Genomic DNA, 21,312 nt, shown 5'->3' on the forward strand with positions numbered 1-21,312 from the left:
GAGGGGTAGGTGCGGGCTTCTTGTGTATTTGGCGGCAGCACAAAAGTATTGTTTTGGTGCTGGGCCTACGAGGTTACTGACTAAGTCTCGGTGACCCGGTATTCGTTGGCGCTGCGGCGCGATTACAGAGATAGTCTCACGAGGATAAACATGCAGGTTTCCATCGAAACTACTTCCGGTCTGGAGCGTCGCTTAACGGTCAACTTGCCGGCAGAAATTGTCGACAAAGAAGTGGATAAGCGTCTCCAGCAGGCTGCTAAGACTGTTCGCATCAATGGCTTCCGCAAAGGCAAGGTGCCGATGAAGGTTGTTCGTCAGCGCTTTGGCGCCGGCGTTCGTCAGGAAGTTCTGGGTGAGGTAATGAGCCGTTCTTTCTACGAAGCGGTACAGAAGGAAGAGGTTAAACCTGCCGGCCAGCCTAGCATCGAAGCTAAGCAGACTGCTGCTGGCGAAAACCTGGAGTACGTTGCTACTTTTGAGGTTTACCCTGAAGTTGAACTCGCTGATCTGGCTGAGATCGCTGTAGAGCGTCCTGTTGCAGTAGTTACTGATGCTGACGTGAAGAACATGATCGATGTTCTGCGTAAGCAACAGTCTTCCTGGAAAGATACCAAGCGCAAAGCTCAAAAGGGCGATCGTGTTGTTATCAACTTTGTTGGTCGTAAAGACGGCGAAGAGTTTGAAGGTGGCAAGGCCGAAGGTCACCAGTTGGTACTGGGTTCCGGCCAGATGATCCCTGGCTTCGAAGAAGGCATTCTGGGCATGAAGCCCGGTGAAGAGAAAGACATTGATCTGACCTTCCCGGAAGATTACCAGGCAGAAGAGCTTCGCGGTGCTGCTGTAACCTTTAATATCAAGGTGACCTCTTCCGAGAAGCCTGAACTTCCCGAGCTGAACGAAGAGTTCTTCAAAGCTTACGGTGTTCAGGAAGGTGGCGAAGAGAAATTCCGTGAGGAAGTTCGCAACAACATGCAGCGTGAGCTGAAAAATGCCGCTCTGAACAAAGTTAAGACCCAGATCATGGATCAGCTGTTCGAGAAGCATCCAGTTGAGCTGCCGTCCGCGCTGGTTGCCAGTGAAGTAACTACCCTGCGTGGTCAAATGGTTCAGCAGTTTGGTGGTCAGATCAAGGCTGAAGATGCCGAGCGTATGTTACCTGACACTATGTTCGAAGAGCAGGCAAAGCGCCGTGTAGTTCTCGGTCTGGTAGTCGGTGAGATTGTTAAGCAGAATGAACTTTCTGTTGATGCCGATCGCGTAAAGGCGAAAGTTGAAGAGCTGGCTTCTACCTACCAGCAGCCGCAAGAAGTGGTTGACTACTACTACAGCAACCGTGAGCTGCTGTCTGGTGTTGAGTCTGTTGTACTGGAAGACCAGGTTGTTGATCACGTACTGGCTTCAGCTAAAGTATCTGAAGTTGACAGCAGCTACGACGAAGTGATTAAGCCGCAAAAACAAAGCTAATCTCTCACTTCATTCAGGTGTAAGGTGGCGTCCGCTCAAGCGTGACGCCCCTACATCTCCTTCCTTTTTACCGGCTGGCTTTCTCTCGCCTGACCGGTTAAGCTCTGAAAACCAAATTTTTCAGCATGGGCATACGATGCCTACTCGCTGGCCTGCCGAATAAGCCACAAAAGGAAGCAATGGTACCTATGGCACGAATTGATTTTCCAAAAGCTTCGATAGAGCCCTCAGCATCAGGTTTAGTTCCCATGGTGGTAGAACAAACCGCCAGAGGGGAGCGCTCATTTGATATTTATTCTCGCCTGTTAAAAGAGCGTGTGATCTTCCTGGTCGGGCCTGTAGAAGACCACATGGCCAACCTGGTTGTTGCGCAGCTGCTTTTCCTCGAGGCAGAAAATCCGGATAAGGATATTCACCTCTACATTAATTCACCGGGCGGTTCGGTAACTGCCGGCATGTCTATCTATGACACCATGCAGTTCATTAAGCCTGACGTCAGCACTATGTGCATTGGGCAGGCCTGTAGTATGGGCGCCTTCTTGTTGACTGCCGGTGCTGAAGGCAAACGCTTCGTAACACCAAACTCCCGTGTGATGATTCACCAGCCCAGCGGTGGGGCCCAGGGGCAGGCGAGCGATATCCACATTCACGCCCAGGAAATTCTCAAGATTCGTCATCGTTTGAATGAGCTCATGGCGCATCACTCTGGACGTCCAGTCAGTGATATTGAGAGGGATACAGAGCGCGACAACTTTATGAGCGCCGATGAAGCCAAGGAATATGGCTTGGTCGATGATGTATTGTCTCGCCGACAGGCATTCGATAAGTAGATTTTTCTACATTAAAAGTTTGCCGGAGGCGGATTTCAGCGAAAGTTAGTTTTTTTGACAGGCTGGCTTTCGTTGGGACTTGAAAATCACGCCAAAAGGCAGCATCTTGCTGGGTAAGCTGAATTTAGGGCCCTGGCCGGCCAGTGACGACGGAGTATTTTGATGACCGACAAAAGCAGCGGAGAAGACAGCGGAAAATTGCTGTACTGCTCTTTCTGTGGCAAGAGCCAACAGGAAGTGCGGAAGTTAATCGCTGGGCCGTCAGTCTTTATCTGCGATGAATGTGTCGAGCTGTGTACCGACATTATTCGTGAAGAAGTACAAGAGACTGCGGAGGGGCCTGAAGGGCGCCTGCCGACACCCCGTGAGATTACTGAAATCCTCGATCAGTATGTGATTGGGCAGGAGAGAGCCAAGCGTGTGCTGGCTGTTGCCGTATACAATCACTACAAGCGTCTGCGCACCAAGTCTGGTGTTAAAAGTAAGGATGAAGTAGAGCTCAGTAAGTCTAATATTTTGCTGGTAGGCCCAACCGGTAGTGGTAAAACCCTTCTTGCCGAGACCCTGGCTCGCCTGCTCAATGTTCCTTTCACTATTGCCGATGCAACCACCCTGACCGAAGCTGGTTATGTGGGTGAGGATGTTGAGAATATCATCCAGAAGCTTTTGCAGAAGTGTGATTACGATGTAGAAAAAGCCCAGCAGGGTATCGTCTATATCGATGAGATCGACAAAATTTCGCGCAAGTCAGACAACCCTTCAATTACCCGTGATGTGTCCGGTGAAGGTGTGCAGCAAGCGCTACTGAAGTTGATTGAAGGCACTGTGGCGTCTGTGCCGCCGCAGGGTGGACGCAAGCATCCGCAGCAGGAATTCTTGCAGGTCGACACCTCCAATATCCTGTTTATTTGTGGCGGCGCTTTTGCGGGGCTGGATAAGGTTATCCGCGATCGCTCGGAGAAGGGTGGAATTGGTTTCAGTGCCGAGGTTAAATCAAAGGATGGCACCAGTAATTTTGGTGAGATCCTGCGCGACCTGGAGCCTGAAGACCTGGTTCGTTACGGGCTGATCCCGGAGTTTGTTGGACGCCTACCGGTGACCGCAACTTTGGAAGAGTTGGACCGTGAGGCTCTGGTACAGATTCTCACCGAGCCACGCAATGCCTTGACTAAACAGTACGCAAAACTGTTTGATATGGAAGATGTAGAACTGGATTTCCGCCCCGATGCGTTGGATGCAGTTGCCACCAAGGCAATGGAGCGGAAAACAGGCGCCCGTGGCCTGCGCTCTATCATGGAGTCCGTATTGTTGGAGACCATGTATGACATCCCATCCACAGATAATGTGGTGAAAGTTGTGATTGACGAGGCGGTCATTAAAGGCGAATCAGCCCCGTTGCTGGTTTATGAGAGTGAGTCCCAGCCGCAGAAGGCGGCGCCGGAAGAGTAGCTCAAATCCCACCTCAAAAAGCCCCAATATTGGGGCTTTTTTTATAGTTTTTTCTGATTACCCGGGTATCTAACTACCTGTCTGGGTATTCCTGGCTCGAATAGCACTCTTAGCTCGGCACAAATTGGTCGCGAGATTAGACTTGTATTTCGGGCCCTTCCCCCCCATTACTAGCATCTGAAGGGCGGTGGCCCAGGTTAAGCTGTCAATTCCAACAGCAGCATGATGCCGCGCCAAATACCCAGTGATAGGGCCGAGAGGAGTTCTATGGATCAGTCATCCGACACCACACTTGAATATCCGTTGTTGCCATTGCGCGATGTTGTTGTTTACCCCCATATGGTGATCCCGCTTTTTGTCGGCAGGGAAAAGTCCATAGAGGCCCTGGAAGAGGCCATGCGCAGGGATAAGCAGGTATTGCTTGTGGCGCAGCGAAAGGCATCTGAGGATGACCCAGGTGCAGACGATATCTATCGCGTGGGCACTATTGCCAGTGTCTTGCAGTTACTCAAACTCCCCGATGGCACTGTGAAGGTGCTAGTAGAAGGGGGAGAGCGCGTAAATATCCACGAAGTGATGGAGAGGGAGAACCATTTCGAGGCGACCGTTTCGGCGATGGAGACGCAGGAGTTGCCGGAAGGCGAAGCAGATGCCCTTGTGCGCTCTGTGATGTCTCAGTTTGAACAGTACGTTTCTGTAAGTAAGAAAGTCCCCAATGAGGTTATTACCTCTCTGTCGGGAATTGATGAACCTGGCCGCTTGGCAGATACCATTTCTGCACATATGTCCCTTGAGTTGGCTCAGAAGCAAGAGCTTCTGGAGACTCTCAGTGTTAAAGAGCGTTTGGAGCATTTGCTGGGCCTTATGGATGCTGAAATCGACCTGATTCAGGTGGAAAAACGCATTCGTGGGCGTGTGAAAAAGCAGATGGAGAAAAGCCAACGCGAGTACTATCTCAATGAGCAGATGAAGGCGATTCAAAAAGAGTTGGGCGAGATCACCGAAGAGCCCAATGAAATTGAAGAGCTGGAAAACAAAATTGCCGAATCCGGCATGAGTGCGGAGGCAGAGAAGAAAACCCGCGCTGAGCTGGCTAAATTGAAAATGATGTCGCCTATGTCTGCGGAAGCTTCGGTTTTACGCAGTTATATCGACTGGATGTTGAGCCTGCCCTGGAAAAAAGCCAGCCGGGTGAGACACGATTTGGTTAAAGCCGAGGAAATTCTCGAGAAAGAACACTACGGCTTGGAAGAGGTTAAAGAGCGGATTCTGGAATACCTCGCGGTACAAAAGCGAGTGAAGAAAGTGAAAGGGCCGATCTTATGTTTGGTTGGTCCTCCCGGGGTGGGTAAAACCTCCCTCGGTCAATCTATTGCCCGAGCAACAAATCGTCAGTATGTGCGTATGGCCCTGGGCGGCGTTCGCGATGAAGCCGAGATTCGCGGGCATCGACGCACTTATATTGGCTCACTGCCGGGCAAGCTGATTCAGAAAATTTCGAAAGTTGGAGTGAAAAATCCCCTGTTCCTGCTCGATGAGGTTGACAAAATGGGGATGGATCAGCGCGGCGATCCCGCCTCAGCGCTTCTTGAGGTTTTGGATCCAGAGCAGAATAAAACCTTCAATGATCACTATTTGGAAGTGGATTACGACCTTTCCGATGTGATGTTTGTCTGCACCTCTAATTCAATGAATATTCCAGGCCCGTTGCTGGATCGTATGGAAGTTATTCGAATCCCCGGTTATACCGAGGACGAAAAACTGAATATTGCACAGCGCTATCTTGTGCCGAAGCAGCGCAAAGCCAACGGCCTTAAAGATGATGAGCTGGATCTCTCCGATGACAGTATCCGGGATATTGTCCGCTACTACACCCGTGAAGCGGGTGTGCGTGGCCTGGACCGGGAGATTGCCAAGATCTGCCGCAAGGTAGTAACGGAGCACGTTCGCAATCCTTCAGAGAAGAAGGCTGTAATACAGCCAGAGCAACTTGAAGAGCTTCTCGGTGTTCGCAAGTTTGATTTTGGCCGTGCGGAGGAAGAGGACAAAATCGGAATTGTTACCGGTCTCGCCTGGACCGAGGTGGGTGGTGAGCTTCTTAACATTGAAGCTTCAGCTGTGCCGGGTAAAGGGCGCATGATCAAAACCGGCTCCCTCGGCGATGTTATGCAGGAGTCTATTCAGGCGGCCTTGACGGTTGTGCGTTCTCGCTCCCAGGCACTGGGAATAGGTCCGGACTTCCACGAGACCCGGGATATTCATATCCACGTGCCTGAAGGTGCCACCCCCAAAGATGGCCCTTCGGCGGGTATTGCCATGTGCACCGCTTTGGTGTCTGTGTTAACGGATATTCCCGTTCGCTCAGATGTGGCGATGACTGGAGAAATTACTCTGCGTGGAGAAGTTTTAAGAATTGGTGGTCTTAAAGAAAAGTTATTGGCAGCGCATCGGGGCGGTATAAAAACTGTACTGATTCCTGCTGATAACGAGCGAGATCTGAAGGATATTCCCGATAATATTCTTCAGGACTTGGTAGTTAGGCCCGTTAAGTGGATCGATCAGGTACTTGAGCTGGCGCTCGAACACAAGCCTGAATCCCTGTCTGATGAAGAGTATTCCGCCTTACAGAAAAAGGCAGAGGAGCGCTCGCAGCGAGGAATCCAAACTCACTGACTCTTGTAATGGGGTGACTTTTGTCGCCCCTTTACAACTTGCAAGGCCAAAACTTCGCCAATCAGGCTATCTACGCTGCTTGAAAAGTGTGCATCTGCCCGGAAACCCGCATGGTTCCTTGACCCGCTTCTGGGCAGTTGGTATAAAACGGGGCTTATTGCCCGGCGCGTAAATTGCCGAAGGCTAAAAAATTTAAAGTATGGGTGTCTTTTGTAGACCACCCGAAGCATATTTAAAAAGAACAGAGGGATTAAGCGTGAATAAGTCCGAACTGATTGAAGCAATTGCCGCATCTGCAGATATTCCAAAAGCAGCAGCTGGCCGTGCTTTGGACGCAATGGTTGATAGCATCACTGATGCCCTGAAAAAAGGTGATCAAGTTGCCCTCGTTGGCTTTGGTACCTTTGCTGTGAAAGAGCGTGCAGCTCGTACTGGTCGCAATCCTCGCACTGGCGATCCCATTGAAATCGCTGCGGCAAAAATTCCTAACTTCAAGGCCGGTAAAGCCCTGAAAGACGCTGTAAACTAAGTTTTCAGCAGGCTTTGAGACTTTGTAAAAGAGTCTGAATGTCAAAGAGGCGTGTCAGTTGGGATGCGCCTTTTTTGTATCTGATAGTAGTTAAAAACAATTAATTTTCGGAGCTGAGCATGCTTCAGTCCATGCGTGACAACCTGAAAGGGACAGCCGCGATTATTGTCGCAGCCTTTTTCGGTTTTATTATGGTCATTGGGGGAATTGATTTCTTCACCGGTGCCAGTGGAGGTGCTGCCGATGCGGTAGCCGAGGTTAATGGCGAAAAAATTACAAACTTGGATTTGCAACGCGCAATTCAAAATCGCCGCAATATGATCATTAGTCAGTACGGCGAAGATGTGCCCGCTGATTTAATCAGCGATGAGCAGTTGCGTGAGCCAGTTTTACGCCAGTTGGTTTCCAGTGCTGTGATGCGCCAAGCTGCTCAGGACAGCGGTATGGTGATGAGCTCTGCGGCGGTCGACAGAGCGATCGTGGGAATTCCGGCTTTTCAGGTGAACGGCAGTTTTGATCCGCAAATGTACCGCGATGCTTTGCGTCGTATGGGGTATAGCCCTGCAGGCTTCCGCCAGATTATGGAAAATGATATGGCGCTGGAGCAGTACGCAAATAGTGTGGTTGAAAGTGCTTTTACTACCCAGGCGGATGCAGAACAGATTGTTGCCGCCTCTATGGAAGAGCGTGATTTTGATTACGTGGTGATGCCAGTTGAAGGCCTGCTAGCAGAGATTCAGGTTTCGGATGCTGAAGTAGAACAGTACTACCAGGAGAATCAAGGGCAATACCAGCGTCCAGAGCAGGTGGCGGTTGAGTATATTGAGCTAACTCCTGAAGTATTTGCCGGTAACATTGATATTTCTGAAAGCGATGTTCGCGCTCAGTACGAGCAAGAGCTGAAAGGTTTCGCATCGGAACTTCGCCGTCGTGCTGCACATATTTTGCTTGAAGAAGCTGACGCAGAAAAAATTGCTGAGATTCAGAGCAAACTGGATGCCGGCGAAGATTTCGCCGAGTTGGCAAAGACTTACTCCCAAGACGTAGGCTCTGCGGAGGAAGGCGGTGAGTTGGGTTACACCACAGGTGATGTATTCCCAGAGGCATTCGAGCAGGCCTTGGCCGCGCTGGAAGTGGGTCAGGTTTCTGCTCCAGTGACCACCGATAGTGGAACTCACTTTATCAAGTTGTTGGAAGTAGAGCAGAGTGAACCGCCGAGCTTCGAAGAGCAAAAAGTGGCGATCGAAAAGCGACTGCGTGCGTCCGTTGCCGAGCGCGAGTTTGTTGACGCCTTGTCCCGTCTCGCCGATCTGGCATACAACGCGGACAACCTGGCTGAGCCCGCTGAAGAGTTGGGTGTTCCCCTGAAGACTGCCAATCTGTTTTCGCGCGAGAGCGCATCTGGCGTCCTTTCTAACGGGCAGGTTATCGAGGCTGCTTTCTCTGTGGAAGTGAAGGAAGATGGCAATACTTCAGATGTGATTAACCTGAACAATGAGCATTCTGTCGTTTTGCGGGTCACCGACTCTAAGCCCGCGGGTACCTACCCTCTGGAAGAGGTTCGCCAGCAAATTGTTGACCGTTTGAAGCGTGATAAGGCCAGTGAGCAATTGGCTAAGCAAGCGGAAGAGCTTAAAGAGAAGCTCGCTACTGGTACTAGTTTTGCAGAACTGGCGGAAGCGCAAGGTTTAACCCTGGAGACCAGTGATAAAACTCGTCGCGGTGGTTTTGCTCAGCGCGGTGAGATTAATGCCAAGGCATTTGCATTGCCTGCACCATCTGCTGGCAAAGATGAAGTAACCAGCTTCGCTACAAATAATGGTGATCTGGTAGTTCTCGATCTGCGCAGCGTGCGCCCGGGCGAACTGTCCAAGCAGAGCAAAGAGCAGCGTCAGGCACTGATGCAGCAATTGGCCTCTGTAAATGGTGGGGCCGAGTTAGCAGCTATCCAGCGCTACTTGTCCGATCAGGCAAAAATCGATCTGGCCTCTTCTGCCGAGTGACGGTTGTTATTGAGCGATAAAAAAACCCGGCAATTGCCGGGTTTTTTTATGGCTAACTCCCTGTAAGGTAGTGTGCGCTCTAAGTGTTGCTGGCACTATCCACAAATAAGGTTAAGCGCTGTCCGGGTTGTAAATACTTGGACTTATTTATCTTATTCCAGCGGAGAATATCATCGATTTCGATACTGAATTTATTGGCTATCCGATATAGAGAGTCGCCGCTGCGTACCCGGTAAGAAACCTTGCGGGTAGTGCGGTTGTTCTCTGATACTGCGGGGGAGCCGTTGTAAGCCACCAGGGTGCGTCCAGGGCGCAGGGTGTCTCCCGGTGCCATGCTGTTCCAGCTGGCCAGTTGCTTTACGGTCACATCCAGCTTGCGTGAAATCCCCCAAAGGCTGTCGCCAGGGCGTACAGTGTAATTAACTTTCTGGCCCTTGCCGGAAGACTGCTTGCGTTTAACGCGCTGATCGAGTGCGTAGGCATACTGTCCTGCGGGGCCCGATGCGCTGGGGATTAACAGTGTTTTTCCGGCGCGAATATTATTGCTGCGCAGTTTGTTTGTCTCGCGTATCGCTCCGACGGTGGTCTGGTAGCGGCGAGCGATAGTGGAGAGGGTGTCGCCTCGGGCAATGGTGTAGCGCTGCCAGCTTACCCTCTCTTCCTTGGGAAGTTGTGCCAGGGCGCTCTCAAACTTTTCCTGGGTCTCTATTGGAATCAGTAGTTGGTGGTTTCCGTTGGGGTCGGTTGCCCAGCGGTTATAGCCTGGGTTCAGTAGGTACAGCTCTTCAATCTCAATTTCTGCAAGTTCTGCAGCTTGGGCCAGATCGATCTGACTGCCTACATCGACACGGGCGTAGTAGGGCTCATTGGAGACATCATGCAGTGGGATTTTGTAATGGTCCGGGCGGGATATAACCTCCGCCAGAGCCAGCAGCTGGGGTACATAGCGCTTGGTTTCCCGCGGTAGTTTGAGATCCCAATAACTGGTGCCAAGCCCGTTGCGACGATTGCGCTCTACGGCTCTGCGAACCGTTCCCTCACCGGCGTTGTACGCAGCGAGTGCCAGCTCCCAGTCCCCATCAAAGCGATCGTGCAGGTAGTTGAAGTACTTTGCCGCAGCCTGGGTGGATTCATGGACATCGCGGCGTCCGTCATACCACCAGTTTTGCTCGAGCCCGAAAGAGCGCCCGGTGGCCGGGATAAACTGCCACATACCGGAAGCCCGGGCGTGGGAGTAGGCGAAGGGGTCGTATGCACTCTCGACAATGGGGAGCAGCGCTAATTCAAGCGGGAGATTTGCCTGTTCCAGTTGTTCTGCAACATGGAAAATATAGCGGCGAGAGCGCTCGGTTACCCGAGCCATATAACCCTCGTTGCGGGCGAAGTAAGCAATATATTCCTTAACCTTGGGGTCGCTGGTGTGGTGATCCAGGGCGAACCCCTGACGAAGTCTTGCCCAGATGTCTACGGGGGGAGGGACCGCTTCAGAGGGTTCGTGCTTTTTAACAGCTCGGTCACTCGCGACAGAGGTTTCCTCTGCAGGGATATTTTCAGTTTCGGGCGCAGAGGCCTGTTCCGGTAATTGCGAGCAGGCCCCTACCGTAGCGGCTAGTAATGCTACGGCAAAATTCTTGTGAACCATGTGTGATATCCGCGAGTCTTTCTTGTAATTCATCCTGACGCATTTCAGAACAATTATTGGTAAAGCGCCAGGCATTTGGTCAATTACTTTCGATTCTAATTAGGCAAATTAGTTTCGGTCAATATTGACGGTTAAAAAGTATGCGAATTGCTAGTTTATCACCCAGCCTGAGAGGAGTTTAGGTGAAGTTGGGCGTTTAGAAGTTGTCCTTCCAGCCGCGCAAGCTCGCAAAAATATCTACGTTATCGCTTCCGTCATTTAACTCCGGTCTCGAATTGATAGCTGTCTGCCTAACTTCCGGATACTGACAGCGAAGAAATGGGTTGGTGTCTAGCTCAAGGGCGATAGTTGAAGGCAAAGTTGGCTTGTTTTCTACTCTCAAGGCTTTGCACTGAGCAACCCTTGCCTCAATGGCTTGATTGTTAGGCTCTACCGTTTGGGCAAACTTCAGGTTGGCGAGTGTGTACTCGTGTGCAGGATAGACAAAAGTTGCGGCGGGTAATTTACTGAGCTTTTGCAGGGAATGGTACATCTGCTCTGGAGTGCCCTCGAACAACCTGCCGCAGCCAGCGGAAAAAAGAGTGTCACCACAAAAAAGGTGTAATTGTTCACCGCCTGCTGCTGTGGTTTCATTCAAAACCAAAGCTAAGTGGTCTAGAGTGTGCCCCGGAACAGCGTGTACCTGGAAGGGCATGCCAAGGACCTGTAAGGAATCTCCACCGGCAATGGGGTGAGTGACACCAGGTATGTGCTCGGGGCCATAGACAGGGCACTGGTACTGGCGACAAAGCGTTTCGATGCCGCCGGTATGGTCATAGTGGTGATGAGTAATGAGAATGCCGCTGAGCCTGGTCCCCTGTAGGGCCTTTTCTACTGGCAGAGCATCACCAGGGTCGACTACCCAGTGCTGACCATCTTTTTGCAGGTGCCAGATATAGTTGTCATTAAAGGCGGGGATTGGCGTGATGGATAGCATAATCAGATCGTCTTTTCGCTGAATAGCAGAACAATATCATGGAAGGCGTGAGACGGTGTGAATTGTTACCTGAGGACTGGTTTACTTAGATAAGGCCCTGGAAACATCGCCCGAGTGTAGAATTGAATAGCTGTTAGATTGATCAATGGAGATATGATGACCGGAAAGAGCAGGCCTGGTAATGATGAGGAGCAATCCCCTCTTGGCAAGGTCTGCCCAGCGCTATCCCATTGGTTTTCCAGTTCGCTGGGAGAGGAGATTCTCTCGCAACAGCTGGCGTTGGCCCAACCCTTAGTGGAGGGCTTTTTCGGTTATCACTTTCTACAGGCCAGTGTGACCCAATCCGTTGATTTTGGCGCCTCCAGTCGTATCAATCATCGTTTTCGATTGGGGGCAACTTCTGAGCAGGGCGGGGCTGCGATAGTGGAGTTCGAGCAACTGCCCCTCCCCGCCGATTCAATCGATGTAGTATTGCTGCATCACCTTTTGGACTTTTCCAGTCATCCCCACCAAGTACTGAGAGAGGCAGCCAGGGTTTTGATACCCGGTGGTCATATGCTGCTAATCGGGTTTAACCCGTTTTCTTTGCTCGGCTTGTCCCGTCTGCTGTTTTCCAGGGGGGCTTATCAGCGCGGAAATCAACTGCGGGCTGCTCGAATTGCCGACTGGATGAACCTGTTGGACTTGCAGGCTGAGAGGGTAGATCGCGGTTTCTTCCGCTTGCCATTACAGCAAAAGGAATTGCTTTCCAAGACGGCTTGGATGGAGCGCCTTGGCTCCCGCTTGCACTTGCCATGGGGGGGCTTTTACATCATAGTCGCCCGCAAAGAAGTGGCACGTGTTCGCACTATTAAAATCAATTGGCGGGCCGAGAGAAAGCCCGCTTTGGTTGCCACCCCGTCGAGCCCTCGCGTTGCAGCACGCGGGAAGCATCAAAAGCGCTGATTTCGCTGAAAATCGGCCCCATATCTAATTTTGGCGTAAGTTTTGAAACAAATTACTATCTATACAGATGGCGCTTGTCGCGGTAATCCTGGTCCCGGCGGTTGGGGTGCCCTGTTGGTGTACGGTGAGCGGGAGAAAGAGTTGTTTGGTGGGGAGGCGCATACCACCAATAATCGTATGGAATTGTTAGCTGCAATCAAAGCTTTGGAGGCTCTTAAACAGCCATGCAAAGTTGATTTACATACTGACTCACAGTACCTGCGCCAGGGAATTACCGGCTGGATTAACAACTGGAAAAAGAACGGTTGGAAGACAGCGAGTAAGAAGCCTGTCAAAAATGCAGACCTATGGCGGCAGTTGGATGAGAGCGTCTCCCAGCATGATGTAGAGTGGCACTGGGTTAAAGGTCATGCCGGCCACCCGGGCAATGAGCGGGCCGATCAGTTGGCAAATCGTGGCGTCGATGAACTGGAGTCCTGAGGGGAATATTGCATATGCGTCAAGTGGTTCTCGATACAGAGACAACAGGTCTCGATCCCAAAAGCGGCCATCGTATTATTGAAATTGGTTGCGTAGAGCTGGTTAACCGGAAGTTGACTGGCCGTCACTATCACCAGTACATCAATCCTCAGCGACAAGTGGAAGATGGGGCTATTGAGGTCCATGGAATCACTAATGAATTCCTGGCAGACAAACCCGTATTCGCTCAGATCGCCGATGAATTTATGACCTTCTGTGAAGGTGCAGAGCTGGTTATTCACAACGCGCCCTTCGATGTCGGTTTTATTGATGCTGAGCTGAGGCTGCTGGGTAATCCGCGCTGGCGCAATGTCAATGCGCATTGTGGGGTTTTGGATACCCTGACAATGGCCCGGGAAAAGCACCCCGGGCAGAAAAACAATCTGGACGCCCTTTGCAAGCGCTACTTTGTCGATAACTCCCAGCGGGATTTGCACGGCGCATTGCTGGATGCGGAGATTCTTGCCGACGTCTACCTGATGATGACCGGTGGCCAAACCGATTTGGTGTTGGCACAGGGTGATTCCTCGGAAGGGGAGGAAGGTAAGAAGGCGGAAAATGATGCGGCGGGTGAAGCCATTCGTCGCCTATCGGCAGATCGCGCGCCCTTGCTAGTAGCGCGTGCTACGCCACAGGAAGCTGAAGCGCATCAATCGATGCTAGGTTTGCTGGAGAAATCAGCAGGCAAACACTTCTGGTAGCACATCAATGAAGAGGTGTTCTCTTTAATCTTGATGTTTATTGTGCTTTTCTTTTTCTGAGTGGGTGGGAATTATCAATCCCCACCCATCCAGATAGTCTCTAATACAAGCTCTCTTTAGATCGCGTAGACCACGCAAATCAAAGCAACAATACTCAGTACGATGGTGTAGGGCAGAGCCATGATCACCATGCGGCCATAAGATAGGCGTATGAGAGGTGCCAGGGCTGATGTCAGCAGGAACAAAAATGCAGCTTGTCCATTGGGAGTGGCAACGCTGGGTAGGTTGGTCCCGGTATTGATGGCAATGGCCAGCTTGTCAAAATGTTCTCGGGTAATGTCGCCTGCAGTGAGGGCAGCTTTAACTTCGTTAATATAAACCGTTGCCACAAAAACATTGTCGCTAATCATCGACAAGATACCGTTTGCCATGAATAGCAATCCTGGCTGCTGTTCGGGCTTTTGTGCGAGAACGAAGTTGGTTACAGGCTCGAATAGGTGTTGCTGGTGAATCACTGCAACAATTGCAAAGAAAACCACGAGCAGTGCAGTAAATGGCAGTGCCTCTTCAAACGCGTGGCCGATTCTAGCTTCTTGAACAACGCCGTTAAACGAGGTCAGAAGTACAATAATCATCAGGCCAATGATACCGACTTCGGCAACATGAAATGCCAGGGCAAAAACCAGAACCACAGCGACAATGCCCTGAATCCACAGCTCGGCAACCTGAGCCGAGGTGCGCTTCTTTTCTTCCTCTTTGGAAAAATTAACCAGTACCTCACGTACGGCGCTAGGGAGCTGGGCTCCATAGCCAAACATTTTAATTTTCTCTAAAAAGAAACAAGTAGCTAGGCCGGCAAAGAATGTTGGAATGGTTACTGGGGCCATCTGCAGGAAAAACTGTACAAATTCCCACCCGGCTTTCTCAGCGATCAGCAGGTTTTGCGGTTCTCCAACCAAGGTACAAACACCACCGAGAGCAGTGCCTACGGCGCCATGCATGATCAGGCTGCGAAGGTAGGCTCGAAACTGGTCCAAGTCTTCGCGGTGATACTCCACGACATGCTCATCGTTGGAGTGGTCGTGGTCGTTGTGGTGGTGTGGCTGCTGGGAGGCGACCCGGTGATAGACTGAGTAAAAGCCTACGGCAACCGCAATCAGAACAGCAGTTACGGTCAAGGCATCTAAGAATGCTGACAGTACTGCAGATACAGCACAGAAAAGTAGTGACAGCAGAGATTTTGAATTCACATTAATCAAAATTTTAGTGAATACAAATAGAAGCAGGCTCTTCATGAAGTAAATGCCGGCCACCATAAACATTAGCAGCAGAATAACTTCGATATTCTCAACTACCTCGTGGTAGACGGCATCGGTGCTTGTCATACCCATCAATACGGCTTCAATTGCGAGTAGTCCGCCGGGTTGAAGTGGGTAACACTTCAGGGCCATCGCCAGGGTAAAAATGAATTCACCAATAAGGACCCAGCCTGTTACAAAAGGCCCCGATACATACAGTATTAATGGGTTGAGAAGCAAAAAGGCGGCTATGGTCAATTTGTACCAATCAGGCGCTTCGCCGAGAAAATTTTCGGCAAAGGCGCGACCAAATCCGCCGCCGGATGCCGCAATGGTGTTGTTGTAAGTGTTCATCATTTACTTCCTTGGTTAACCCATTGGTGTGGGTCAAAATGGAATCTTTGGGAATCGGCGGTGTATGCGAAATAGATACCTGAGCTCAATTATCGCTGCGTGCTTCCCCGGGTTTATTGTGCACAGATTGATTGGTTTTTGTTCTTTAACACAAAAAAACGTACAGCTTTAAACTTGAAAGTAGCAAACGCTACTGGGTTTTCTGGAAAATTCAAGTAATTTAGGGGCTTCAGCCCCGCCGCTAGGTTATTTGTCGATTATTCGGTGGAAATTGTTTGGCGAAAGGTGGACTCTTTTATTTATTGGGGTAAATTGCCCTTAATGAGGCCAGAATCATCCGGATCTGGTTGTTTTTTGTTCGATTATAGGAAGAATGCAGCGGTGCAGCCAAAGACTGAATTGCGCAAGATCAATATCACTTCTGTCAATGTAGTGAAGGATGAGCTGGTAGCTACCATCGATAATGCCGCCTCACACTTGGATAAATTTGCCGCGGATACTTCCCAAAAGCAGGCTCTCGAACAGAGTTTGGCTGCACTCAGGCAGGTCAGTGGAGTATTGCAGATGGTGCAGCTCCAGGCAGCTGAGCTCCTCGCCCAAGAGAAAATCAAAGCGCTTACAGAGGTGTTGGAGGAGAGACAGAGCGCCTCAGAAGAATTGATGGAAGCGCTGGGTACAGGTTTTTACGTAATGGGACGCTACTTGGATTTTGTCCAAAGTCGTGCCATTGCCCGTCCAGAATTGCTGATTCCCTATATCAATAATTTGCGTGCGGCCCGGTCTCAGCCCCCTGTGCCGGAAAGTCATTTTTTCCGTTGTAATTTGGAGGGGGCTGTGCCTGGTGCCGGGGCTTCTGCGGTAATGTCGGAAGACTTGAATAGTTTTGTTCGCCGATTCCGCCATATGTACCAGGTTGGTTTGTTGGCTCTGTTGCGAGGTAAACCTCGGGGCCCAGCGTACACGATGATGTCTCGCGCCCTTGAGAGAATCGCAAGCATCACCATGGGGCGCCCAAACGGGCGTTTATGGGTGGTAGCAGGAGCGGCACTTGCAGGCATGGCCTCCCAGGAAATGCGCATCAGCCGATCCCGAGTGATGGTTTTCAGTATGTTTGATCGCTGGCTGCGAGCATTACAAAAAGAGTGTGATACAGCTTTAGATCAGCCTGCGCCACCGATTTTGCTGAAAGAGTGCCTCTATTGGCTGACTCTTTCCAAGCCCGAGGGCTTTGGTGGCAAGTTGCTGGAAGCCTTCTCCGCAGAGGCTCTTGATTACAGTGAAGAGGAATTAGAGCGGGAGCGAGCCACCCTTGGGGGCCCTGGCGCCACGGCAATTACCGCAGTTGCTAACGCCTTAGAGGAAGAGTTGTCCGGTGTGCGCCGAATGTTGGATGACGCTGAGTTAATTGGTACTACTACCTTGGATGCAGAAGATGGCCTCGCTTCTTCTCTACAGAGAGTGGCCGGTACCTTGCAGATGCTCAATTTTAAGCGGGTTGGAGAGAGTTTGCGCAGCGCGGTTGCGGAATACCAGAGTGCCTCTGGCGCGGGCGGCTCCATAGCGGACAGCGCACTGCAGAAACTGACAGGCCAGGTGTTGATGGTCGATAGCACGGTAAGGGCTCTCAAGCAGAGCACTTCTATTGATCTGGATGAATACGGTCATGCGGATATTGCCTTTGAGCACAGCCAGTTGGCAGAAGCGGAAGTGGCTGTACTTAAAGAGGCTGAAGCCGGTTTGGCGTTGATTAAGAGAGCGCTGGCGGCCTATGCAGAGTCCGACTTTGATCATGGCCATATTCGCAATGTTTCTACTACTTTGAACTCAGTGCGCGGAGGCTTGATCGTTCTCAACTTAAGTAGAGCAGCGGCCGTAGTCGAAGGTTTGTTGAACTTTGTTGAGACTGTTATCGACCGCCATGATGCCGGTCCTGAAGTAGAGCAATCTTTGCATATTTTTGCCGATGCGATTATCAGCCTTGAGTACTATCTGGGAGAGGTAAAGCTGCACAGGCAAGCAGATATTCAATCCCTCAGTCTCGCTATCGAAAGCTTGACTGCTCTGGGTTATCCCGTTGAGGCCGCATAATTAAGGAGGTCTCCTTGGTAGATAAGTTTGTCCCAGCAGGTAATGTGTGGGCAGTCCCGGAATTTTCCCAGCATATCCTGATTGCTGATGGGCTGATTCTCTGCCGAGGAGATTTTTTCCTCCACGACGCCCAAGTATTGGTAGCGGAGGCTGTTCAATCCAGCCACTATTTGGGAGAGCTAAGTGGGCGGGCGTGTGGTGTCCACGTTTTGTCTCGCCAGGTTGAAATTGCCGGCTATGAATGGCGAAACCTGCGCAGCCTGCTGACTTTGGTTGAGGAGCCGATGTTTGCATTGGCTGGGCGGGCGCTACAGATTTCCCATTGGGATAGCCAACATCGATTTTGCGGTCGTTGTGGCACTCCCACCATCTATCACTCTAATGATCGCGCTCGCACCTGCCCGGCTTGTGATCTTACTGTCTACCCCAGAATCTCCCCCTGTGTAATTATGCTTGTTACACGGGGAGATGAGTGTCTCTTAGCTCGTCATGCCTCGCGTCGAAATGCAACTTATACGGCCCTCGCTGGGTTTATAGAGCCCGGTGAGAGTGCAGAGCAAGCGCTGGTGCGTGAAGTCTATGAGGAAGTGGGGCTCAAAGTGGGTGCCCTGGAGTATGTGGGGAGCCAATCCTGGCCTTTTCCCGGGCAGTTGATGATCGGGTATTTGGCGGAGTGGCAAGGTGGGGGATTGTGCTTGGACCCCAATGAGATAGAAGAGGCAAACTGGTTCCACTACAGTTCATTGCCAGCTATACCGCCCATACAGACCCTGTCCGGCCGCTTGATCCACACTTTTGTCGAGGCTGCTGCGAAGAACCGCCCGTAAGGTTGGTTTAAAGATGTTGCGCAGTATCAGGGAGTAGAAATCATAATGTATATAGCGATTACCTTTATTATTGCCATCCTGGCGTTGTTGTTTGTGTTTTGGGGGGCGCGAGTCCTGCTATCAGGAAATTGGTTCCTGGGGTTTATACGTGGTTCCGCCGGTCTTTTTCTTTTTGCAACTGCCCTTTGGATTGTTCTGATTGCTGCAGATGTTTACAGCTATAGAAACCTGGCTGAAGAGCACAGTGTTGGCATTGTTTCGTTTCGAAAAATTGCCGAGCAGCAATTTGAAGTCAAGTTTTCTGATGCGGATGGTATAGCGCAAAAGTTTGAATTGCTTGGGGATCAGTGGCAGTTGGATGCCCGAATGCTCAAGTGGCAGGGTCCATTAGCCCGCTGGGGAATTAAGCCCGCTTATCGTCTGGACAGGTTGAGTGGTCGCTATCTCACGCTACAGGATGAGCGAGCTCGCGAGCGTTCTGTCCACGAAATAGAGGGGGCGAACTATGGCGTGGATGTTTGGCGGTTTGTACGCGGTGTTGATCGCAAGTTGCCCTTTGTTGATGCGGTATATGGCAGTGCCACATTTCTACCTATGGAGGACGGTGCGGTTTACGAGGTGCGTATTAGCCACAGCGGTTTGTTGGCTCGCCCCCTTAATCAGCGAGCAACTTCCGCCCTGGAAGGTTGGCAGTAAAATACTGAAGCTAAATAAAAATTAGTTAAGACGGAAAATGGAGTCTAAGTGGAATTTTTAATTGAATACGGCCTTTTTCTAGCCAAAATTGTTACGGTTGTCGTGGCCTTAATGGTGTTGATAGGTTTTATTTTTGCAAATCGAGAGCAGCTGAAAGAGCGTGTTCAGGGGCATATCACAGTTACACATTTGAATGATCGCTATGAGCAGTTTAAAGAAACACTGCTTGAAGCTGTGATGGATAAGCACGAATTCGCCCGTCGTAAAAAGCAAATGGCGAAAGAAAAGAAGACTCAGGAAAAAGCCCTGGCTAAAAAACATAAAGCTGAGAGCAAAAAGCAGCCTGAAAAAAGTGCTGCTACTTCTTCTGACGTTGCTAAAGAGGAAGGGGAGCATGAGTCCAAGAGTATAAAAGGGGAGTTGGTCTCCGAGCGCAAGCGTGTCTTTGTTATGCAATTTAATGGGGATATCAAAGCGAGTGCGCTTTCCCATTTGCGTGAAGAGGTGACGGCCATTCTTCAAGTGGCAGAGCCCGGAGATGAAGTTCTCCTTTGTCTTGAAAGCCCTGGGGGCATGGTGGCGAACTATGGCTTAGCCGCCAGCCAGTTAACCAGGATTCGTAGTGCAGGTATCCATTTGACTATTGCTGTCGATAAAGTGGCTGCCAGCGGGGGCTACATGATGGCCTGTGTTGCAGATCGCATCCTGGCAGCACCCTTTGCGATGTTGGGCTCTATTGGTGTTTTAGCTCAGATGCCGAATTTTAACCGCCTGCTGAAGCGCAATGATATCGATTACGAACTGTTTACTGCGGGCCAGTACAAGCGCACTGTAACCATGTTTGGTGAAAATACTGAGGAAGGTAAACAGAAGTTCCAAGAGGATTTAGATGAGATCCATATTCTGTTTCAGCACTTTGTCGGGGAGTACCGTCAAAAACTCGACGTCGACAAAGTTGCCACGGGCGAGGTTTGGTTCGGGCAAAAAGCCCTATCCTTGGGACTGGTCGATGAGCTGAAAACATCAGATGAATACTTGACCAGCTGTGCTAAGGACTGCGACTTATATCAGGTGGAATTCAAAGAACGGAAAAATATAGCTAAGAAAATAGGGCTGGCGGCAGAAGCAGGTGTGGAATCGGCGGTCACTCGTCTCTTTTCACGGCTGGCAGCTCTGCGTCATCAGGCTCAATAGTTGTAACGTTACAGGTTGATAGTGTTGCGGGATATACCCCATGGAAATAGATAGGGATGAAAAATTTCGGGCAATTCAGGTTGCCGAAGTAGCTTCGGGAAAGTTTGACCAGTCTGTTGTTGAGCGTCAACTTTCTGAGCTTCCTGATAACCCCTTACTGTTGGCCGTAAGTTATTCATCCTTGAATTTCAAAGATTCTTTATCTGCGTTTGGCAATCGTGGGATTACTAATACCTACCCCCATACCCCGGGTATTGATGCGGTGGGCAAAGTGCTGTTCGATCGGAGCAAAACGTTTCAACCGGGTGCCGAATTATTGGTCAATGGCTACGATTTGGGCATGAATACTTCTGGTGGACTTGCAGAGCGTATTGCCGTTCCTCCGCAATGGGCCTTGCCAATCCCCGAGGGCCTGACAGCTTGGGAGTCTATGGCACTGGGTACGGCGGGTTTTACCGCCGCGCTTTGTGTTGAAAAGCTCCTGGAGTCCGGCGCATCTCCTGAGGATGGAGAGATTCTGGTAACAGGTTCAACCGGGGGCGTCGGCTCTGTTGCCGTCGCCTTGCTGGCGAAGCTAGGCTTTCGTGTCGCAGCAGTGACGGGAAAGTTGGAGTCTGCTGATTATTTGGCGAGATTGGGCGCATGGAAGGTTCTCGACCGGGATACACTGGCCCCTTTTGCCAATAAAGCGATGGCCAAGCCATTGTGGGCCTGGGCTGTCGATACTGTGGGCGGGGAAACGCTTTTTAATGTCATTAAATCCCTGCGCTACGGCGGCGGAGTGGCTGCTTGTGGTATGGCTTCAGGTGCTCAATTTCACGCCAATGTATTTCCATTTATCTTGCGCGGTATTAGTTTGTTGGGTGTGGATAGCGCTGTTTTGCCAATAGAAAAGAAGGCAGAAGTATGGAAGCGGTTGGCCAGTGAGTGGTATATCGGCGATAAGCTCGACAGTATTGCGGAGAATATTAGCCTTGATCAGGCTCCAGAGTTTCTTGCGCGCTTAAATAGAGGGCATGGAATAGGTCGTTACGTTGTAGATATGGCTCTCTAATAGATCTATCGATTTAGAATAATAAGTACACTTAAAAGATTCTATTTATCTTACCAAATATCCCCGACAA

Annotated in this window: 17 protein-coding genes; 14 read left to right on the plus strand and 3 right to left on the minus strand. The window is 50.6% G+C overall.

Annotation, left to right across the window (positions count from 1 at the left end; translation table 11 throughout):
* Nucleotides 1-150: 150 nt before the first annotated feature.
* The 6 genes from tig to ACJJI1_RS16115 all read left to right on the plus strand — a co-directional run bounded on the left by tig (nt 151) and on the right by ACJJI1_RS16115 (nt 8,948).
* Nucleotides 151-1,464 (plus strand): trigger factor, encoded by a 1,314-nt coding sequence (tig, locus tag ACJJI1_RS16090; protein WP_444957274.1) that lies wholly within the window; start codon nt 151-153, stop codon nt 1,462-1,464.
* A 188-nt stretch (nt 1,465-1,652) separates the two neighbouring features.
* On the plus strand, nt 1,653-2,294 hold the full coding sequence (clpP, locus tag ACJJI1_RS16095) for an ATP-dependent Clp endopeptidase proteolytic subunit ClpP (RefSeq protein WP_282933430.1): 642 nt from the start codon (nt 1,653-1,655) through the stop codon (nt 2,292-2,294).
* A gap of 162 nt (nt 2,295-2,456) precedes the next feature.
* Nucleotides 2,457-3,743, plus strand: coding sequence for an ATP-dependent Clp protease ATP-binding subunit ClpX (clpX, locus tag ACJJI1_RS16100; RefSeq protein ID WP_444957275.1), 1,287 nt, complete (start codon nt 2,457-2,459; stop codon nt 3,741-3,743).
* A 267-nt stretch (nt 3,744-4,010) separates the two neighbouring features.
* The gene (lon, locus tag ACJJI1_RS16105; protein WP_444957276.1) at nt 4,011-6,416 is read left to right on the plus strand and encodes an endopeptidase La; all 2,406 of its coding nucleotides are present in this window, start codon (nt 4,011-4,013) and stop codon (nt 6,414-6,416) included.
* A 256-nt stretch (nt 6,417-6,672) separates the two neighbouring features.
* Nucleotides 6,673-6,945, plus strand: a complete 273-nt coding sequence (gene hbs, locus ACJJI1_RS16110; RefSeq protein WP_010132873.1) for a non-specific DNA-binding protein Hbs — start codon at nt 6,673-6,675, stop codon at nt 6,943-6,945.
* A gap of 119 nt (nt 6,946-7,064) precedes the next feature.
* On the plus strand, nt 7,065-8,948 hold the full coding sequence (locus tag ACJJI1_RS16115; RefSeq protein ID WP_444912656.1) for a SurA N-terminal domain-containing protein: 1,884 nt from the start codon (nt 7,065-7,067) through the stop codon (nt 8,946-8,948).
* Between the two features lie 79 nt (nt 8,949-9,027).
* Here the strand turns inward: ACJJI1_RS16115 and ACJJI1_RS16120 are convergent, their stop codons facing one another.
* A complete protein-coding gene (locus ACJJI1_RS16120) occupies nt 9,028-10,590 on the minus strand; it encodes a LysM peptidoglycan-binding domain-containing protein (RefSeq protein ID WP_444905765.1) in 1,563 nt (520 codons plus the stop codon).
* A 196-nt stretch (nt 10,591-10,786) separates the two neighbouring features.
* Nucleotides 10,787-11,566 carry a hydroxyacylglutathione hydrolase gene (gloB, locus tag ACJJI1_RS16125; protein WP_444957277.1) on the minus strand — a complete coding sequence of 260 codons (780 nt, stop codon included), beginning with the start codon at nt 11,564-11,566 and terminating at the stop codon, nt 10,787-10,789.
* A gap of 156 nt (nt 11,567-11,722) precedes the next feature.
* Between gloB and ACJJI1_RS16130 the strand changes: the two genes are divergently transcribed.
* The 3 genes from ACJJI1_RS16130 to dnaQ are packed head-to-tail and all read left to right on the plus strand — an operon-like array spanning nt 11,723 to nt 13,731.
* On the plus strand, nt 11,723-12,511 hold the full coding sequence (locus tag ACJJI1_RS16130; RefSeq protein WP_413665180.1) for a class I SAM-dependent methyltransferase: 789 nt from the start codon (nt 11,723-11,725) through the stop codon (nt 12,509-12,511).
* 42 nt (nt 12,512-12,553) lie between these two features.
* On the plus strand, nt 12,554-12,991 hold the full coding sequence (rnhA, locus tag ACJJI1_RS16135) for a ribonuclease HI (protein WP_413665181.1): 438 nt from the start codon (nt 12,554-12,556) through the stop codon (nt 12,989-12,991).
* Nucleotides 12,992-13,005: 14 nt separating this feature from the next.
* Nucleotides 13,006-13,731, plus strand: a complete 726-nt coding sequence (gene dnaQ / locus ACJJI1_RS16140; protein ID WP_444894319.1) for a DNA polymerase III subunit epsilon — start codon at nt 13,006-13,008, stop codon at nt 13,729-13,731.
* Between the two features lie 116 nt (nt 13,732-13,847).
* Here dnaQ and nhaB read toward each other — a convergent pair whose 3' ends face one another.
* Nucleotides 13,848-15,383: a sodium/proton antiporter NhaB gene (nhaB, locus tag ACJJI1_RS16145; protein ID WP_444908425.1), complete on the minus strand. Its 1,536-nt coding sequence runs from the start codon at nt 15,381-15,383 to the stop codon at nt 13,848-13,850.
* A 381-nt stretch (nt 15,384-15,764) separates the two neighbouring features.
* On the opposite strand from nhaB, the gene ACJJI1_RS16150 reads away from it, so the two are divergent.
* Genes ACJJI1_RS16150 through ACJJI1_RS16170 form a run of 5 tightly spaced genes read left to right on the plus strand, consistent with a single transcriptional unit; the run spans nt 15,765 to nt 21,242 of the window.
* On the plus strand, nt 15,765-17,471 hold the full coding sequence (locus ACJJI1_RS16150; protein WP_413665183.1) for a FimL-related protein: 1,707 nt from the start codon (nt 15,765-15,767) through the stop codon (nt 17,469-17,471).
* A 14-nt stretch (nt 17,472-17,485) separates the two neighbouring features.
* Nucleotides 17,486-18,298 carry an NAD(+) diphosphatase gene (nudC, locus tag ACJJI1_RS16155; protein WP_444957278.1) on the plus strand — a complete coding sequence of 271 codons (813 nt, stop codon included), beginning with the start codon at nt 17,486-17,488 and terminating at the stop codon, nt 18,296-18,298.
* Nucleotides 18,299-18,343: 45 nt separating this feature from the next.
* Nucleotides 18,344-18,994, plus strand: coding sequence for a cation/multidrug efflux pump (locus tag ACJJI1_RS16160; RefSeq protein WP_444957279.1), 651 nt, complete (start codon nt 18,344-18,346; stop codon nt 18,992-18,994).
* A gap of 48 nt (nt 18,995-19,042) precedes the next feature.
* A complete protein-coding gene (gene sohB, locus ACJJI1_RS16165) occupies nt 19,043-20,188 on the plus strand; it encodes a protease SohB (RefSeq protein ID WP_444894316.1) in 1,146 nt (381 codons plus the stop codon).
* Nucleotides 20,189-20,228: 40 nt separating this feature from the next.
* The gene (locus tag ACJJI1_RS16170) at nt 20,229-21,242 is read left to right on the plus strand and encodes a YhdH/YhfP family quinone oxidoreductase (RefSeq protein ID WP_444957280.1); all 1,014 of its coding nucleotides are present in this window, start codon (nt 20,229-20,231) and stop codon (nt 21,240-21,242) included.
* Nucleotides 21,243-21,312: the final 70 nt, after the last annotated feature.

The sequence above is a fragment of the Microbulbifer maximicatervae (SeqCode) genome (assembly GCF_052467065.1).

What these genes read in the sequence shown, in the direction of transcription:
- lon (WP_444957276.1), top strand. Translation starts at nt 4,011, where the DNA reads ATGGATCAGTCATCCGACACCACACTTGAATATCCGTTGTTGCCATTG.
- ACJJI1_RS16160 (WP_444957279.1), top strand. Translation starts at nt 18,344, where the DNA reads ATGTATATAGCGATTACCTTTATTATTGCCATCCTGGCGTTGTTGTTT.
- dnaQ (WP_444894319.1), top strand. Translation starts at nt 13,006, where the DNA reads ATGCGTCAAGTGGTTCTCGATACAGAGACAACAGGTCTCGATCCCAAA.
- clpX (WP_444957275.1), top strand. Translation starts at nt 2,457, where the DNA reads ATGACCGACAAAAGCAGCGGAGAAGACAGCGGAAAATTGCTGTACTGC.
- gloB (WP_444957277.1), bottom strand. Translation starts at nt 11,566, where the DNA reads ATGCTATCCATCACGCCAATCCCCGCCTTTAATGACAACTATATCTGG.
- ACJJI1_RS16130 (WP_413665180.1), top strand. Translation starts at nt 11,723, where the DNA reads ATGACCGGAAAGAGCAGGCCTGGTAATGATGAGGAGCAATCCCCTCTT.
- clpP (WP_282933430.1), top strand. Translation starts at nt 1,653, where the DNA reads ATGGCACGAATTGATTTTCCAAAAGCTTCGATAGAGCCCTCAGCATCA.
- ACJJI1_RS16115 (WP_444912656.1), top strand. Translation starts at nt 7,065, where the DNA reads ATGCTTCAGTCCATGCGTGACAACCTGAAAGGGACAGCCGCGATTATT.
- ACJJI1_RS16120 (WP_444905765.1), bottom strand. Translation starts at nt 10,590, where the DNA reads ATGGTTCACAAGAATTTTGCCGTAGCATTACTAGCCGCTACGGTAGGG.
- ACJJI1_RS16170 (WP_444957280.1), top strand. Translation starts at nt 20,229, where the DNA reads ATGGAAATAGATAGGGATGAAAAATTTCGGGCAATTCAGGTTGCCGAA.
- tig (WP_444957274.1), top strand. Translation starts at nt 151, where the DNA reads ATGCAGGTTTCCATCGAAACTACTTCCGGTCTGGAGCGTCGCTTAACG.
- nhaB (WP_444908425.1), bottom strand. Translation starts at nt 15,383, where the DNA reads ATGAACACTTACAACAACACCATTGCGGCATCCGGCGGCGGATTTGGT.